We start from the raw sequence: 14,388 nt of genomic DNA on the forward strand, positions 1-14,388 counted from the left end.
GCGGGCTTGTCCTTGCGCGCGCAGGTGGCTTAGCCCAGCGGCCCCAGGTCGTCGCCATACAGTTTGGGCACAGCGCTGTCGGCGTCCGAATCCGAGTAGCCACCGACGGGCGCCGTTGCTTTGTGGGGCACATCACCCAACTGTTCGAATGGCAGGCTCTGCTTGACCAGGATGATGGTGCAGGGCGCATCCATGGCGACCTTGATGGGCACGGTGGCGACAAAGCGCTGGGTCTTCAGGCCGTGGGTGGCGGCACCCATGACGATGACGCTGACGCTGTTGCCTCGCGCGTAGTCCAGCAGAGCCTGGGCCACGTCGCCGCTCTCCAGCACGTGGCAGGAGGTCTGGTGGCCCGGATGGTCCAGCGGCTGGGCCCATTGGCGCAGCGCGGTGAGGTGGCGCCGGTGCACATTGGTTTCGCTCTGGTCGTCATCGGTGGTGCTGGTCTGGCTGCTGCTGATGACCGTGACGCAGGCCAGCCGTGCGCCGGGCCGGGTGCCCAGTGCGCGGGCCACGGCCTCGCGCAGGCTGTAGAGCGTGGCGTCGGTCACATCCTTGTGCGGCACGGCCACCATGACGATAGGCACCTCCTGCACCTGGCGGGATGGCACGGGGCTGGGCTGGTAGTGCATGCCCGCGGCCTTGAGCCAGCGCTTGAAGTGGGTACGAAACGGCGTGCCCACGGTGTTGGTGCCGCGCTGCGTGATGTTCACCTGCGTGGGGTGGCTCAGGTCAAAGGCCAGGTGCGCGGCCGAGGGGTAGCGCTTGGCCGCCTCGGGTTCCAGGCAGCGCAGCACCACCTCCTGCAACCAGGCCGGCAGGTCTGGGCGCAGCTTGCGCGGCGGTGTGGGGTCCATCCACAGGCGCTGGCGTAGGCCGGCCGCGGTTTGCGGTTCACCAAATGGAAGCCCACCGGTGCACAACTGGTACAGCATCACGCCGATGGCAAACACATCGCTGCGCGGGTCACCCCGCACGCCCACCACCTGCTCGGGCGCGATCCACGCGGGCGAGCCCACGGCTTTGCGCAGCTGCTCTGCCAGCAGGTCGGGGTAGTGCGCGTGGCACGATAGGCCAAAGTCCAGCAGCACGGCGCTGCCGTCCTCGCGGATCAGCACGTTGGCAGGCTTCAGGTCCAGGTGGACTGTGTTTTGCTGGTGCAGCGCGTGCGCCGCGCGGGCCATGGCTGCGCCCAGCTTCGGGATGGTAGCCAGCGCCACGGGTTGCGGGCCGTCCAGCCAGTGCTGCAGGGTAAAGCCCGGCACGTACTCCATCACCAGGTAGGGCACACGCTGCAGGTCGCCCGCGGCCACAAAGCGCGGCGTGGTGTTGCCGTGCAGGGTTTGCATGATCTGGCATTCCACTTCGAAGCTGACGATGTTCTCGGCCCCGTCGCCCGCGGTCATGCGCGGCACCTTCATGGCCATGGCAAAGCCCGGGCCGGGGCGGCCATCGGCATAGACCACGCGGTAAATGTGCGCCATGCCACCGGAGTGGATGCACTCCTCGATGGTGAATCCGTCCAGCTCGGCGCCGGGTTCCAGCAGCTTCATCGACCTTCCTCCAGACGGTGGGCAAAGAACTCGGGCAGACCCGCGCGGCGGATGGCCTGGGCGGCTGCGTCGTGGTCATACGACACGCGGTGAAAGGTGAGTTGGGCGCGCTCGGTGTCCAGCAACGCGTACATGGCTTGCGGGTTGCCGTCGCGCGGTTGGCCCACCGAGCCCACGGTGGACAACCACTCGCGGTGCTTGGGCACGGGCACGGTCACGCCGGGCTGGGGGATGAACATCATCAGCCCATCGGTGGCGCCGCGGTAGTACAGGGTTTGCAGGTGCACGTGGCCGCCAAACACATAGCGCACGCCGCTCCACTGGGTGGCGGCGTTCAGACTGGCGGTGGCTGCGCGCTGGTCGTACACATAGCGCCACAGCTCGGGCGCATCGGCACTGGCGTGCACCAGCAGCACGGTGTCCAGGTGCTGCGTGAGCGGTAGCGCATCGATCCACTGCCGCTGCGCGTCGGTCAGTTGATGGTGTGTCCAGGCGGCAGTGCTGTCGCCCACGGTCTTCACAATGGCGGGTGGGTTCACGGCCATCTCGTCGTGGTTGCCCTTGAGCACGATGGCGCCCTCCTCGGTGAGCAGCATGATGCGCTCCACCACCTGCGCGGGGTTGGCGCCGTAGCCCACCATATCGCCCAAAAAGGCAAAGCGCTGCGCCTGCTGTGCGCGGGCATGGGCCAGGCAGGCGTCCAGCGCCTGGATATTGCCGTGAATGTCCGACAGCAGCGCCAGTCTCATCAAGTCTCCGGTGGGGAATGCCAAAACGCCATCATGCGCCACCCGCCTGACGGCAAGTTTGCAGGACGGGGCCGCCGTGGTGCACTACAACGACAGAATGTGCCCACCGCGCGGATTGCCCTCGCCCGCCAGAATGGCGGTGTAGGCTGCCTGCACCGCCTCCGCGCCCGTGTGGTGCTGTACCTGCAGCCAGGGCTGGGCCGGGTTGGCCACCTGCGCGGTAAAAGCCTGCCACGCTTGCAGCAGGCGGTGGCCCAGCTCTGCGCCGCCCCATTCCAGGCTGCGTTTCTTGATCTGTGCGGGCGCAAAGAACAGCGTGGGGCGCGGCCCCGGCAGGTCTTTGCCACCACCCAGCTCGGCCACGTGGGTGCCGCCGATGGAGCTGCTGTAAACCAACGCCGTGCAGTGCGTGTGCAGCGCCTTGCGGAAGGCCGCGTTGCCCGAAAAGTCCACATAGATGGAGGGCGTCCCCGGTGCGATCTGGTTCAACTGCGCGTAGGTCAACACGCGGTGGTACACGCCCAGGCTTTCGCAAAACGCCACGTTGCGCTCGGAGGTGAGCCCCACCACTTCAATGCCTTCACGCTGCGCCAGCTGGAAGGCCGTGCCGTAGGCCGTCTTGCTGGATGCGCTGGACAGCAGGATGGCGGCGCGGCCGGTGTCGGTGGCGCCAAACCAGGCGTTGTCGTGCAGAAAGTCATCGATCAACCACGAGGTGATGAACAGCGGACGCAGCAGGGCCTGGATGTCCTCGGTGCCAGCGGTGTAGAACGGATCGGTAGCGCAGCGGGTGTACTGGTTGTAGACCGCATGCAGCGTGGCGCGGTGCGGCGCCACATCGGACCAACCGCCGGCGTTGACCTTGCCCGGTGTCAGATCCACTGCGCTGGCCATGGGGAAGTAGCCGTACACGCGTTCGCCCACGGGCACCTCTGCATGCTGGCTTTGCACCACGGTGCCAAAGCCCCACACGGGGATAAGTCCCCAGGCTGCTGCGTCCTCGCCCTCGGTGACGGGGAAGAACTGCCAGTACTGCATCGCGTCGCCAAAGGCGGCATAGGTGATGTTGTTGGAGGTCAGCGCAAAGCGGTCGATGCGCAGGCGGACCTGCCCGGTGGACAACGGCCCCAGCGTCGTGCTGTGCAGCTGGGTCTGGGGGAGTTGGTTCTTGCGAACCCGGAGTTCGGTGGTGTGCATGCGCCGCACCATAAAACAAAAGGCCGGCCCCGCCAAGCGGGACCGGCCTCCGATGTGACAGGGCGCAAGGCCCCGCCAACGCTGCGATTTAGACCACGGTGATGGTCACGTCGATGTTGCCGCGGGTGGCGTTCGAGTAAGGGCACACCTGGTGGGCCTTGTCCACCAAAGCTTGCGCTGCGGCCTTGTCCATGCCGGGGATGGAGACTTCCAACTGCACTTCAATGCCAAAACCTTGGGGAATCTGGCCAATGCCCACGGTGGCGTTGATGGAGGTGTCTGCGGGCAGGGCAATCTTTTGCGTGCCGGCCACAAACTTCATCGCGCCGATGAAGCAAGCGCTGTAACCGGAGGCGAACAGTTGCTCGGGGTTCACGCCGCCGCCTGGGCCGCCCATTTCCTTGGGCACGGCCAGTTTCAGGTCCAGCAAGCCATCGGAGGTGCGGGTGGTGCCGTCACGGCCGCCAGTGGACTTGGCGTGGGCTTGGTAAATCACTTTTTCGATCTTGTTGCTCATGGCGTTGCTTTCATAAAGTGCTGCGTGTGTTGCAGCGGGGTGGGTAATAGGGGGCGATCTATGCGGTGGTCAGGCGCTGGCGCAGGGCTTGTACCTGCTGTGTCAGGCTCATCAGTTCATCCAGCGGGCAGTCGGCTGCGGCCAGCACGCAGGCTGGAATGCGGGCGGCCTGCACTTTGAGGCTGCGGCCTTTGGGGGTCAAAAAAACTTCCACGCGGCGCTCGTCGGTGGCGCTACGCTCGCGGCTCAGCAAAGCGGCCTGCTCCATGCGCTTGAGCAGCGGGGTGAGGGTGCCGGAATCGAGATAGAGGCGCTCGCCCAAGGCCGAGACACTCAGACCATCCTGCTCCCACAGCACCATCATCACCAGGTACTGGGGGTAGGTCAGCTGCAGCGCTTCCAACAGCGGCTTGTACAGCTTGGTCATGGCCAACGAGGTGGAGTACAGCGCAAAACACAGCTGGTTGTCCAACCGCAGGGCTGCGTCGTTAGCGGATTGGGTGCGGCTGCTTGTCATGGGTTGAATTGTAGCTAACAATTTAATTGTGTGCAATACAAATTGTAGAAAATTGTTTCCATCCGTGTAGCGAGCGTGCAAGGGTAAACCGGACTTGGCAGGGCCGCGGCCTCTGCGGTAACGTCAACGCTACCTTGAGAGGAGCAGCCCCGTGTTTGACTACATCATTGTTGGCGGTGGTTCGGCCGGTTGTGTGCTGGCGGCCCGCCTGAGCGAAGACCCCACGGTCAACGTCGCCCTGCTGGAAGCCGGCCCGGCCGACAGCAGCGTGCTGGTCCACTGCCCGGCGGGTCTCGCCGTGCTGGCCAAAAATGGCCAGGCCAACTGGAAGTTCGACACCACGGTGCAGCCCGGCCTGAACGGGCGCCGCGGCTACCAGCCGCGTGGCAAGGTGCTGGGCGGCTCCAGCTCGGTCAACGCCATGATCTACATCCGCGGCCAAAAGGAAGACTACGACCACTGGGCTTCAGAGGGCAACCCGGGCTGGAGCTTTGACGAGGTGCTGCCGTACTTCAAAAAGGCCGAAGACAACGACCGCGGTGCCGACGCCTTCCACGCCCAGGGTGGCCCCCTGCACGTGCAAGATCTGACCACCCCCAACCGCCTGGGCCCGCTGTTTGTAGAAGCCGGGCGGCAGGCAGGCTATCCCGTCAACCCCGACTTCAATGGCGCCAGCCAGGAGGGTGTGGGCGTCTACCAGGTAACGCACAAGAACGGCGAGCGCTTCAGCGCGGCCAAGGGCTACCTCACGCCGCACCGCGGGCGCAGCAACCTGCATGTGTTCACCGGCGCGCACACCACGCGCATCCTGCTGGAGCACAAGAGCGCCGTGGGCGTGGAGTTTTTGCACGAAGGCGAGATGAAAGAGCTGCGGGCCAGCCGCGAGGTGCTGCTGTGTGCGGGCGCGCTGCAGTCCCCGCAGATCCTCATGCTCTCAGGCATCGGCCCGCACCAGCATCTGGTGGAAAAAGGCATTGCCACATTGCACGACCTGCCCGGCGTGGGCCAAAACCTGCACGACCACATCGACGTGGTGCAGGTGGTGAATGCGCCGCATTTGACGGAGACCTTTGGCATCTCCTTCAAGGGGCTGGCGAACGCGGTGCGCGGCGTCTTTGAATGGCGCAAACAACGCACCGGCATGCTCACTACCAACTTCGCCGAAGCCGGCGGCTTCATCAAAAGCCAGCCCGGTGAGCGCACGCCCGACCTGCAGTTCCACTTCGCCATTGCCAAGCTGGTGAACCACGGGCGCAGCACGGTGCTGGGCCACGGCTATTCGTGCCACGTGTGCTTGCTGCGCCCCTTCAGCCGCGGTAGCGTGCGCCTGGCCAGGAAAGACCCGATGGAAGCCCCGTTGATTGACCCGAATTTTCTAGGCGAGCGAGATGACGTGGAGCGCCTGGCGCGCGGCTTCAAACTCATGCGCACCGTGCTGCAGCAGCCTGCACTGGCCGCGCTGGGCGGCAAAGAGGGGCCGCGCTCAGCGGTGGCGCGCAATGACTTCGAGATTGAACAGTTCATTCGCGACAACGCCGACACCGTTTACCACCCCGTAGGCACCTGCCGCATGGGCCCTGGTCCGCAGGACGTGGTGGACCACGAACTGCGCGTGCACGGAATTCAGAGCTTGCGCGTGGTGGATGCTTCCATCATGCCCCGCGTGGTCAGCGGTAACACCAACGCGCCGACCATCATGATTGCGGAGAAGGCGGCGGACTTGATCAAGGCGGCGTGGCAGGCTCCGACGTAGATCAGCCGGCATGCATATCGAAAATCAAGCTGCGTAGCCATTGGTTGGCGGGGTCCTTGTGGTACTTCGCATGCCAGAAGAGGTTGATGGCAATCTGTGGCAGCTTCACCGGATGGGGAACATACCTGAGGTCGAAGGGGCCGGCCATGCGTTCGGCCAGACGTTCCGGCACGGTGGCCACGAGATCGGTGGTTTGCAGGATGTGGCCAATGGCCACGAAATGCGGGACCTGCAGCTTCACCCGCCGCTGGGGTGAATTGCTGTCAAGGATCTCATCCACCTTGCCATGGCCGGTACCGGCCGAGACCACCGCCACGTGGTCGGCTGCATAAAACTCCGACTCCCGGATGGTCTTCTTGTCCAGTGCGTGGCCCTTGCGAAACAGGCAGACGTAACGCTGAACAAACAGGCGCCGTTGGAAGAACCCGCCCTTGAGTTGCGGCAGCAGCCCGATGGCCAGATCGACCTGGCCGCCCTCCATGGCGTCTTTCAAATTGACGGCGGTGTTGCGCACGGTGCTGATGGAAACCAAGGGCGCCACGTCACGGATGCTCTGCATCAGCCGCGGCAGGAAATAGATTTCACCGATGTCGGTCATGCCCACTGAAAAGCTGCGCTTGCTGCTGGCCGGGTCGAAAGAGCTGCGCGCGTTCACCGCGCTGTGGATCATGCCTAGCGCATAGCCGATCGACTCGGCCAGTTGATCGGCAAATGGCGTGGGCTGCATGCCGGTTGAGGTCCGCAGGAACAACTCGTCGCCAAACAGCTTGCGCAGGCGGGCCAGCGCGTTGCTGACGGCGGGCTGGCCCAGGCCCAGGTTCTCCGCCACCTTGGAAACTTTTCTTTCCTTGAGCAGCTGGTTGAAGATGACCAGCAGGTTCAGATCCATGTCTTCGAGTTCCATCGCTGCCTTGTTTAACTATTGATTCAAATGATGTTGACCATTGATGTCATTGTATTGACTGATTTTGATGCGGTATCGATCATCACCCCCACTGAGCCGATTCCCCCACGAGACAACCCAGCGACAGAAGAACATGGAAATTTTTGTGCGTCCCTTGCAGCGCCGAATCAGCGTCAACGCGGGTGTCAACCTGCTGGATGCTCTGCGCGCCAACGACGTGCCGGTGTCGTACAGCTGCCTGGCCGGACGCTGCGGCACCTGCCGCTGCCGGGTGGTCGAAGGCGAGGTGCTGGAGTCGGGCCGCGAAACACAGCGCCCGGGCGGAGATGACGACCACTACGTGCTGGCTTGCCAGACCTTCCTGACTGAATCGTGCACGGTTGAAATTCCCGAGCCGGACGAGGTGGTGGTGCACCCCGCCAGGATCATCAAGGCGACCGTAGTCGCCATTGAGAACCAAACGCACGACATCAAGCGCATTCGCCTAAAGCCCGCCAAGCCCATTGAATTTTCTCCGGGGCAGTATGCCCAGCTCCAGTTCACACCCGACCATATCCGGCCCTATTCCATGGCCGGCCTGCATGCCGATGGAGAACTGGAATTCCATGTGCGGCTGGTGGCTGAGGGCCGCGTCACCGGCTACATCGCCCATACGCTGAAGGTGGGCGACGCGGTGCGGGTCAGTGGGCCACTGGGCTCGGCCTACCTGCGCCGCAAACACGAAGGGCCCATGCTGTGCGTGGCCGGCGGAACCGGTCTGGCCCCCATCCTGTCCATCATCCGCGGAGTGATTGCCCAGGGCATGCAGAACCCGATTCACCTGTATTTCGGTGTGCGCTCCGAACGCGACATCTATGGCCGCGAATGGCTGGCCGCTTTGCAACGCCAGCACCCGCAACTGAAAGTACATGTGGTAGTGACATCGGGCACGGCGCCCGGTTGCCGCACAGGCCTGGTGACCGAAGCCATCGCCAAGGACTGGCGCAGCCTCGAAGGCTTTCGCGCCTACCTCTGCGGCGCACCGCCCATGGTGGAGGCCACGACGCTGCTGGTGCGCCAGATGGGCGTCTTGCCTTCGCAGATCTACGCCGATGCCTTCTACGCCAGCGGCACCTGAGTCGCACCCCCCTACAGGATTTTTCATGAACGCCAACAATCTCGACCCCACAGCCCAACTGCAACGCCGGGCTTACTACGACCGCATCGGCATCGAAAGCATGACGCCGCTGTGGGAGGTGCTGGGTGCACTGGTGCCGCACCAGCCCAAGTCCCCGGCCGTGCCCCACCAATGGAAGTACGCTGCTGTGCGCGACAGCGTCATGGAGGCAGGCAGCCTGATCAGCGCGGAAGAGGCCGAGCGGCGCGTGCTGATCCTTGAGAATCCGGCGCTGCGCGGCCAGTCCTGCATCACGCAGTCGCTGTATGCGGGGCTGCAGCTCATCATGCCGGGGGAGGTCGCGCCAGCCCACCGCCACACCCAGTCCGCGCTGCGTCTGGTGCTGGATGGCGAGGGTGCCTACACAGCGGTCGATGGCGAGCGCACCACCATGCGCCGCGGCGACTTCATCATCACCCCGGCCTGGACTTGGCACGACCACGGCAACCTTGGCGACGAGCCTGTCGTCTGGCTCGATGGCCTCGACATCCCCATCGTGCGCTTCCTCGACGCGGGCTTTTCCGAGAAGAGCGACAGCGCCTACCAGACCGTGGCGCGCCCCGAAGGCGATGCGCTGGCGCGTTATGGCGCCAATATGGTCCCGGTCGATTTCTACCAGCAGCCGGCCGAGCCGACCAAGGTGTTTGTCTACCCCTGGGAGCGCACGCTGGCCTCGCTGCAGGCGATTGCCAGCGGCACGCCCGATGCCCATTTCGGCCACAAGCAGCGCTACGTGAACCCGGCCACTGGCCGCTCGCCGATGCCGACGATGGCTGCGTTTTCGCAGCTGATTCCCGCCGGCTTCGAGACGCGGCCCTACCGCTGCACCGACGGCACGGTGTACGTGTGCCTGCGCGGCAGCGCCGAGGCCAGTGTGGCGGGCCAGACCTTTAGCCTGGACGAGAACGACGTGATCGTTGTGCCCTCCTGGCACAGCCACCAGTTCCGCGCCGGCCCCGAGACCGTGCTGTTCAGCTATTCCGACCGCCCCGTGCAGCAGGCCCTCGGCCTGTGGCGCGAACAGCGCAACTGATTTCTCCCCTTTTCCTTCGAGAACACACCCCATGAACTATGTGATCCAACCCGCCGCCATCCCTTCACTCACCGTGGCCGGCATAGCCGAACGCTTTCCGGTCAACCGCATCTTTTGCGTGGGCCGCAACTACGCCGCCCATGCGCGCGAAATGGGCAAGGACCCTGATCGCGATCCACCGTTCTTCTTCATGAAACCCGCCAACGCGGCGGTCGACGCCGCATCGCCAGCGCGCATTCCCTATCCACCCAAGACCGCCAATTTCCACCACGAGATCGAACTCGTCGTGGCCATTGGCAAAGGCGGCAAAAACATCGCGCAGGCCGATGCGCTGAGCCATGTCTACGGTTATGCAACCGGCCTGGACATGACACGCCGCGACCTGCAGCTGGAGGCGCGCGACAAGGGCCGGCCCTGGGAGTTCGGAAAATCCTTCGCGCTGTCCGCGCCAATTGGGGCCATCTCCAAGGTGGCCGATGTCGGGCACATCGCCGAAGGCACCATCAGTGTCTTGGTGAACGGCGGCGCGCGCCAGTCGTCCGATGTGGCCAAGCTGATCTGGTCGGTGCCAGAGTGCATCGCCTACCTCAGCGAGTACGAAACCCTGGAGCCTGGCGACCTCATCATGACCGGCACACCCGAAGGCGTGAATGCGGTGGTGGCGGGCGATGTGATGCAGGGCGACATCGCCGGCCTGACCGGCATCACGGTGAGCGTCGGGGCCTGAGCGGCGGCTGTGCATTCGATCCAAGGAGATAGGCCATGACCCCATCCACCCCCACCTTTCCCGTCAAGATCCATTGGGAGTCGGAAGGCACGAGCCGCATTCCCTTCATGGCCTACACCGACCCCGATCAACACAAGAAAGAGCTTGATCGCTTCTTTTACAAGGCGCATTGGAACTACGTCGGCCTGGAGGCTGAAGTGCCCAACCCCGGCGACTACAAACGCACGGTGGTGGGCGAACGCTCAGTCATCATGGTTCGCGATGTCGATGGTGGCATCAGCGTGGTCGAAAACGTCTGCGCGCACCGCGGCATGCAGTTCTGCCGCGAACGCCATGGCAACAAGAAAGAATTCGTCTGCCCCTACCACCAGTGGAGCTACACCCTCAAGGGCGATCTGCAGGGCGTGCCGTTTCGCCGTGGCGTGAAGCAGGATGGCAAGGTCAACGGCGGCATGCCTGCGGATTTCAAGACCACCGACCATGGCCTGACCAAACTCAAGGTGGCTACCCGCGGTGGCGTTGTCTTCGCCAGTTTTGACCACGAGATCGAATCTTTCGAAGACTTTGTGGGCCCGGTCATCCTCGGCTACTTCGACCGGCTCTTCGATGGGCGCAAGCTGAAGATCCTGGGCTACAACCGCCAACGCATTCCGGGCAACTGGAAGCTGATGCAGGAGAACATCAAGGACCCCTACCACCCCGGCCTGCTGCACACCTGGTTTGTCACCTTCGGCCTCTGGCGTGCCGACAACAAGAGCGAGCTGAAGATGGACGCGCGGCACCGCCACGCGGCCATGATCTCCACGCGCGGCCAGTCCGGCCGAGCGGACCAGGTCACGCAGGTGTCCAGCTTCAAGGAGAGCATGGAGCTCAACGACCCACGCTTTCTCGACATCGTGCCCGAGCCTTGGTGGAATGGGCCAACCGCCGTGATGATGACGCTGTTTCCCAGCGTCATCTTGCAGCAGCAGGTCAACAGTGTGTCCACGCGGCACATCCAGCCTGATGGCCACGGTGCCTTCGATTTCGTTTGGACGCACTTCGGATTCGAGGACGACAGCGAGGAGATGACGCAGCGCCGCCTGCGCCAGGCCAACCTGTTCGGCCCGGCCGGCTTCGTGTCGGCCGACGATGGCGAGGTCATCGAGTTCTCGCAGCAGGGCTTCGAGCAAAAGCCCTTTCACCGCACCCTGGCCGAGCTGGGCGGGCGCACGGTCGAAGACACCGACCACATGGTCACCGAGACATTGATACGCGGCATGTACGCATACTGGCGTGAAGTGATGGAGGCCGAGGCATGAGCGCCGCGACCATCGTCTTCGCCGACTACCTGCAGATCTCGCAGCTTTATGCCGACTACGCACGCGCGGTCGATGCCGGTGACTGGGACCTGTGGACTGAGTTCTTTACCGACGACTGCATCTACAAGCTGATCCCGCGCGAGAACCATGAGCGCGGTTTTCCCCTGGCCACGTTGTTTTTTGAAAGCAAGGGCATGCTGAAAGACCGCGCGTACGGCATCCGCGAGACGCTGTTCCATGACCCGTATTACCAACGCCATGTCATCGGTGCGCCGCTGGTCCACAAGGTCGAGGCCGAGCGTTTCGAGACCGAAGCCAACTACGCCGTCTTCCGCACCAAGCTATCCAAGGAATCCACGGTGTTCAACGTGGGCCGCTACCTCGATGTGATCGTGCGCACGCCCGCTGGGTTGAAGTTCGCATCACGCCACTGCGTGTACGACAGCGAAATGATCCCGAATTCCATCATCTATCCCATCTGAATGCTGAGTAACTGCCATGAGTGATTCCCAATGGATTGATGCCGCTGACGAAGACGGCGTGCCCGAAGACGACGTGATCGGCCTGCAGGTGGCCGGCAAGGACCTGGCCCTGTACAAGGTCGAGGGCAGTGTGTTTGCAACCGACAACATCTGCACCCACGGCCACGCACGCCTGTGCGACGGTTTCCTTGACGGCTACGAAATCGAATGCCCGTTGCACCAGGGCAAGTTTGACATTCGCAATGGGCGTGGTACCTGCGCGCCCATTGTCGATGCTGTGCGCAGCTACCCGGTCCGCATCGAAGGCGGGCGGGTTTTTCTGAAGTTGAGCGACTGAGGGCCTGCCTCGGCCGCGTTCCGTTCCCCACTTTTATTCCAGGAGACAAAACAATGAAGACATTACAGACCTCTATTCGACGTACCGCGTTCGCAGCCCTGAGCGGTGCAACGCTTGCAGTGGCCAGCCCTTTCGCCACGGCGGCCACCATCGGTTTTATGGCCCCCCTATCCGGGCCAGTGGCGGTTGTCGGGCAGGACCAGGTGGACGGCTTCATGCTGGCGCTGGAGCAGCTCGGCGGCAAGCTCGGTGGCCAGGCCACGACCGTGATCAAGGAAGACGATCAGCTCAAGCCCGAAATCGGCGGGCAGATCGTGCGCAAGTTCATCGACAAGGACAAGGTCGATGCCATTGTGGGCCTGAGCTTCTCCAACGTGCTGATGGCCAGCCTGCCGCGCATCGTCGAGTCCGGTACCGTGGCCATTGCCACCAATGCTGGCCCGTCGCCGATGGCGGGCGCGGGCTGCAAGGCCAACGTGTTCTCCACCGCCTGGCAAAACGACGGTGCGGCCGAGGCCATGGGCAAGTTTGCGCAGGACAAGGGCGTGAAAAAGGTGTACCTGATGGCGCCCAACTACCAGGCTGGCAAAGACATGCTGACTGGTTTCAAGCGTTACTTCAAGGGCCAGATCGTTGACGAGGTCTACACCCAGGTGAACCAGCCCGACTACTCGGCCGAACTGGCGCAACTGCAGGCGGCCAAGCCCGACGCGGTATTTGTGTTCTATCCCGGCGGTATGGGGGTGAATTTCGTCAAACAAATGGCGCAGGCTGGCCTGATGGGCAAGTTGCCCCTGTATTCGGTGTTCACGGTGGACGGAACGACCCTGCCAGGTCTGCGCGATGCCGCCATCGGCAGTGTGAGCGGTGCCATGTGGGATGCGTCCCTAGACACGCCGGAGAGCAAGAAATTCGTGGCCGCCTTCGAGGCCAAGTACAAGCGCACGCCCAGCGCCTACGCGGCCACTGCCTATGACGCGGCCAACATCCTGAACATTGCACTGGCCAAGGCCAAGCCCGGCGATGCGAACGCTCTGGCTGCCGCGGTCAAGGCCGCTGGCGATGAAGTGAAGTCCGTGCGTGGCCCCTTTGCCTTCAACAACAACAACCTGCCGGTGCAGAACTACTACGCGTTTGAGACCGTCAAGACCGGCGGTGCCGTTGTCGGCAAGCTGGTGGCCACGCCGCTGGTGAAGCAGGTCGATGCCTACCACACGCAATGTGCCCTGAAGTGACCTCATGAGCGCCACTCTTGTTTTTGCGCAGCTGCTCAATGGGCTGCAGTTCGGGGTGCTGCTGTTCCTGCTGGCGGCGGGGCTGACGCTGGTCTTCGGCATCATGAGCTTCGTCAACCTGGCGCACGGCTCGCTCTACATGATGGGCGCGTATTTCGCAGCCAGCGCCTTCCAGTACACCGGCTCGTTCGGCCTGGCCGTCGCCGCGGCCATGGGTGGCTCGCTGCTGCTGGGCCTGGCGCTGGAGTTCGTTGCCGTAGCTCGGCTCTATCGGCGCGACCACCTCGACCACGTGCTGGCCACCTTCGGCATGGTGCTGTTTTTCAACGAGCTGGTACGCATCATCTGGGGTTCCCAGCCGGTCTTTCTGCAGGTTCCCGAGTTCCTCAGTGGCGCCATCGACATCGGTGGTTTCAGCTACCCCGCCTACCGCTTTGCCATCATCGTCGTCGGTCTGGTGGTGGCGCTGGGTTCCTGGCTGCTGATCAACAAGACCCGCGTCGGCATGCTGATCCGCGCTGGTGCGGTGAATCCGGCCATGGTTGCTGCGCTGGGCGTCAACATCCGGCTGCTCAATGCCATGCTGTTCGGCGTGGGGGCGATGCTGGCCGGCCTGGCCGGGGCCATGGCCGGCCCCATTCTGTCGGTGCAGTCGGGCATGGGCGAGTCGGTGCTGATCACCACCCTGGTGGTCATCGTCATCGGCGGCATCGGATCGGTGACCGGCGCCTTCTATGCGGCGCTCATCGTCGGCATCGTCGACACCATGGGTCGTGTCTTCCTGCCCCTGATGCTGCGGCAGATGGCTGAACGCTCTTTTGCGGATGCCGCTGGCCCTGCGCTGGCTTCGATGCTGGTCTACCTGCTGATGGCCGTGGTGCTGGCCTGGCGCCCGTACGGACTGTTTCCCGCCAACCGGTAACCCCC

General features: G+C 63.8%; 15 protein-coding genes. 9 read left to right on the plus strand and 6 right to left on the minus strand.

Annotation, left to right across the window (positions count from 1 at the left end; all coding sequences use genetic code 11):
* Positions 1-29: 29 nt before the first annotated feature.
* The 5 genes from AC1DZ5_RS09585 to AC1DZ5_RS09605 all read right to left on the minus strand — a co-directional run bounded on the left by AC1DZ5_RS09585 (position 30) and on the right by AC1DZ5_RS09605 (position 4,533).
* Positions 30-1,553 (minus strand): serine/threonine protein kinase, encoded by a 1,524-nt coding sequence (locus tag AC1DZ5_RS09585; protein ID WP_477888447.1) that lies wholly within the window; start codon positions 1,551-1,553, stop codon positions 30-32.
* Positions 1,550-2,302, minus strand: a complete 753-nt coding sequence (locus tag AC1DZ5_RS09590; protein WP_477888449.1) for a metallophosphoesterase family protein — start codon at positions 2,300-2,302, stop codon at positions 1,550-1,552. Before AC1DZ5_RS09590 ends, AC1DZ5_RS09585 begins: the two co-directional genes overlap by 4 nt.
* Positions 2,303-2,386: 84 nt before the next feature.
* Positions 2,387-3,499 (minus strand): DUF2855 family protein, encoded by a 1,113-nt coding sequence (locus AC1DZ5_RS09595; RefSeq protein ID WP_477888451.1) that lies wholly within the window; start codon positions 3,497-3,499, stop codon positions 2,387-2,389.
* 88 nt (positions 3,500-3,587) lie between these two features.
* Positions 3,588-4,016, minus strand: coding sequence for an organic hydroperoxide resistance protein (locus AC1DZ5_RS09600; protein WP_296467939.1), 429 nt, complete (start codon positions 4,014-4,016; stop codon positions 3,588-3,590).
* Between the two features lie 58 nt (positions 4,017-4,074).
* The gene (locus AC1DZ5_RS09605) at positions 4,075-4,533 is read right to left on the minus strand and encodes a MarR family winged helix-turn-helix transcriptional regulator (protein WP_477888453.1); all 459 of its coding nucleotides are present in this window, start codon (positions 4,531-4,533) and stop codon (positions 4,075-4,077) included.
* A gap of 151 nt (positions 4,534-4,684) precedes the next feature.
* Here AC1DZ5_RS09605 and AC1DZ5_RS09610 point away from each other — a divergent pair, with 151 nt between their 5' ends.
* A complete protein-coding gene (locus AC1DZ5_RS09610) occupies positions 4,685-6,286 on the plus strand; it encodes a GMC family oxidoreductase (RefSeq protein ID WP_477888455.1) in 1,602 nt (533 codons plus the stop codon).
* A 1-nt stretch (position 6,287) separates the two neighbouring features.
* Here AC1DZ5_RS09610 and AC1DZ5_RS09615 read toward each other — a convergent pair whose 3' ends face one another.
* Complete coding sequence (locus tag AC1DZ5_RS09615) at positions 6,288-7,190, minus strand: LysR family transcriptional regulator (RefSeq protein ID WP_477888457.1); 903 nt, start codon at positions 7,188-7,190, stop codon at positions 6,288-6,290.
* A gap of 133 nt (positions 7,191-7,323) precedes the next feature.
* Between AC1DZ5_RS09615 and AC1DZ5_RS09620 the strand changes: the two genes are divergently transcribed.
* Genes AC1DZ5_RS09620 through AC1DZ5_RS09655 form a run of 8 tightly spaced genes read left to right on the plus strand, consistent with a single transcriptional unit; the run spans position 7,324 to position 14,383 of the window.
* Positions 7,324-8,307, plus strand: coding sequence for a 2Fe-2S iron-sulfur cluster-binding protein (locus tag AC1DZ5_RS09620; protein ID WP_477888459.1), 984 nt, complete (start codon positions 7,324-7,326; stop codon positions 8,305-8,307).
* Positions 8,308-8,332: 25 nt separating this feature from the next.
* A complete protein-coding gene (gene gtdA, locus AC1DZ5_RS09625) occupies positions 8,333-9,379 on the plus strand; it encodes a gentisate 1,2-dioxygenase (protein WP_477888461.1) in 1,047 nt (348 codons plus the stop codon).
* Positions 9,380-9,410: 31 nt separating this feature from the next.
* Complete coding sequence (locus AC1DZ5_RS09630) at positions 9,411-10,106, plus strand: fumarylacetoacetate hydrolase family protein (protein ID WP_477888463.1); 696 nt, start codon at positions 9,411-9,413, stop codon at positions 10,104-10,106.
* A 35-nt stretch (positions 10,107-10,141) separates the two neighbouring features.
* Positions 10,142-11,407, plus strand: coding sequence for an aromatic ring-hydroxylating dioxygenase subunit alpha (locus AC1DZ5_RS09635; RefSeq protein ID WP_477888465.1), 1,266 nt, complete (start codon positions 10,142-10,144; stop codon positions 11,405-11,407).
* Positions 11,404-11,889 (plus strand): aromatic-ring-hydroxylating dioxygenase subunit beta, encoded by a 486-nt coding sequence (locus AC1DZ5_RS09640; RefSeq protein WP_477888467.1) that lies wholly within the window; start codon positions 11,404-11,406, stop codon positions 11,887-11,889. The genes AC1DZ5_RS09635 and AC1DZ5_RS09640 overlap by 4 nt, the downstream gene beginning before the upstream one ends.
* 16 nt (positions 11,890-11,905) lie before the next feature.
* The gene (locus AC1DZ5_RS09645) at positions 11,906-12,226 is read left to right on the plus strand and encodes a non-heme iron oxygenase ferredoxin subunit (RefSeq protein ID WP_310341057.1); all 321 of its coding nucleotides are present in this window, start codon (positions 11,906-11,908) and stop codon (positions 12,224-12,226) included.
* Between the two features lie 53 nt (positions 12,227-12,279).
* Positions 12,280-13,461, plus strand: a complete 1,182-nt coding sequence (locus AC1DZ5_RS09650) for an ABC transporter substrate-binding protein (RefSeq protein ID WP_477888469.1) — start codon at positions 12,280-12,282, stop codon at positions 13,459-13,461.
* Between the two features lie 4 nt (positions 13,462-13,465).
* Entirely contained in the window at positions 13,466-14,383 is a 918-nt protein-coding gene (locus tag AC1DZ5_RS09655) for a branched-chain amino acid ABC transporter permease (RefSeq protein WP_477888471.1), read from the plus strand.
* Positions 14,384-14,388 lie beyond the last annotated feature (5 nt).

Source organism: Rhodoferax sp. P1_F3, assembly GCF_056405715.1.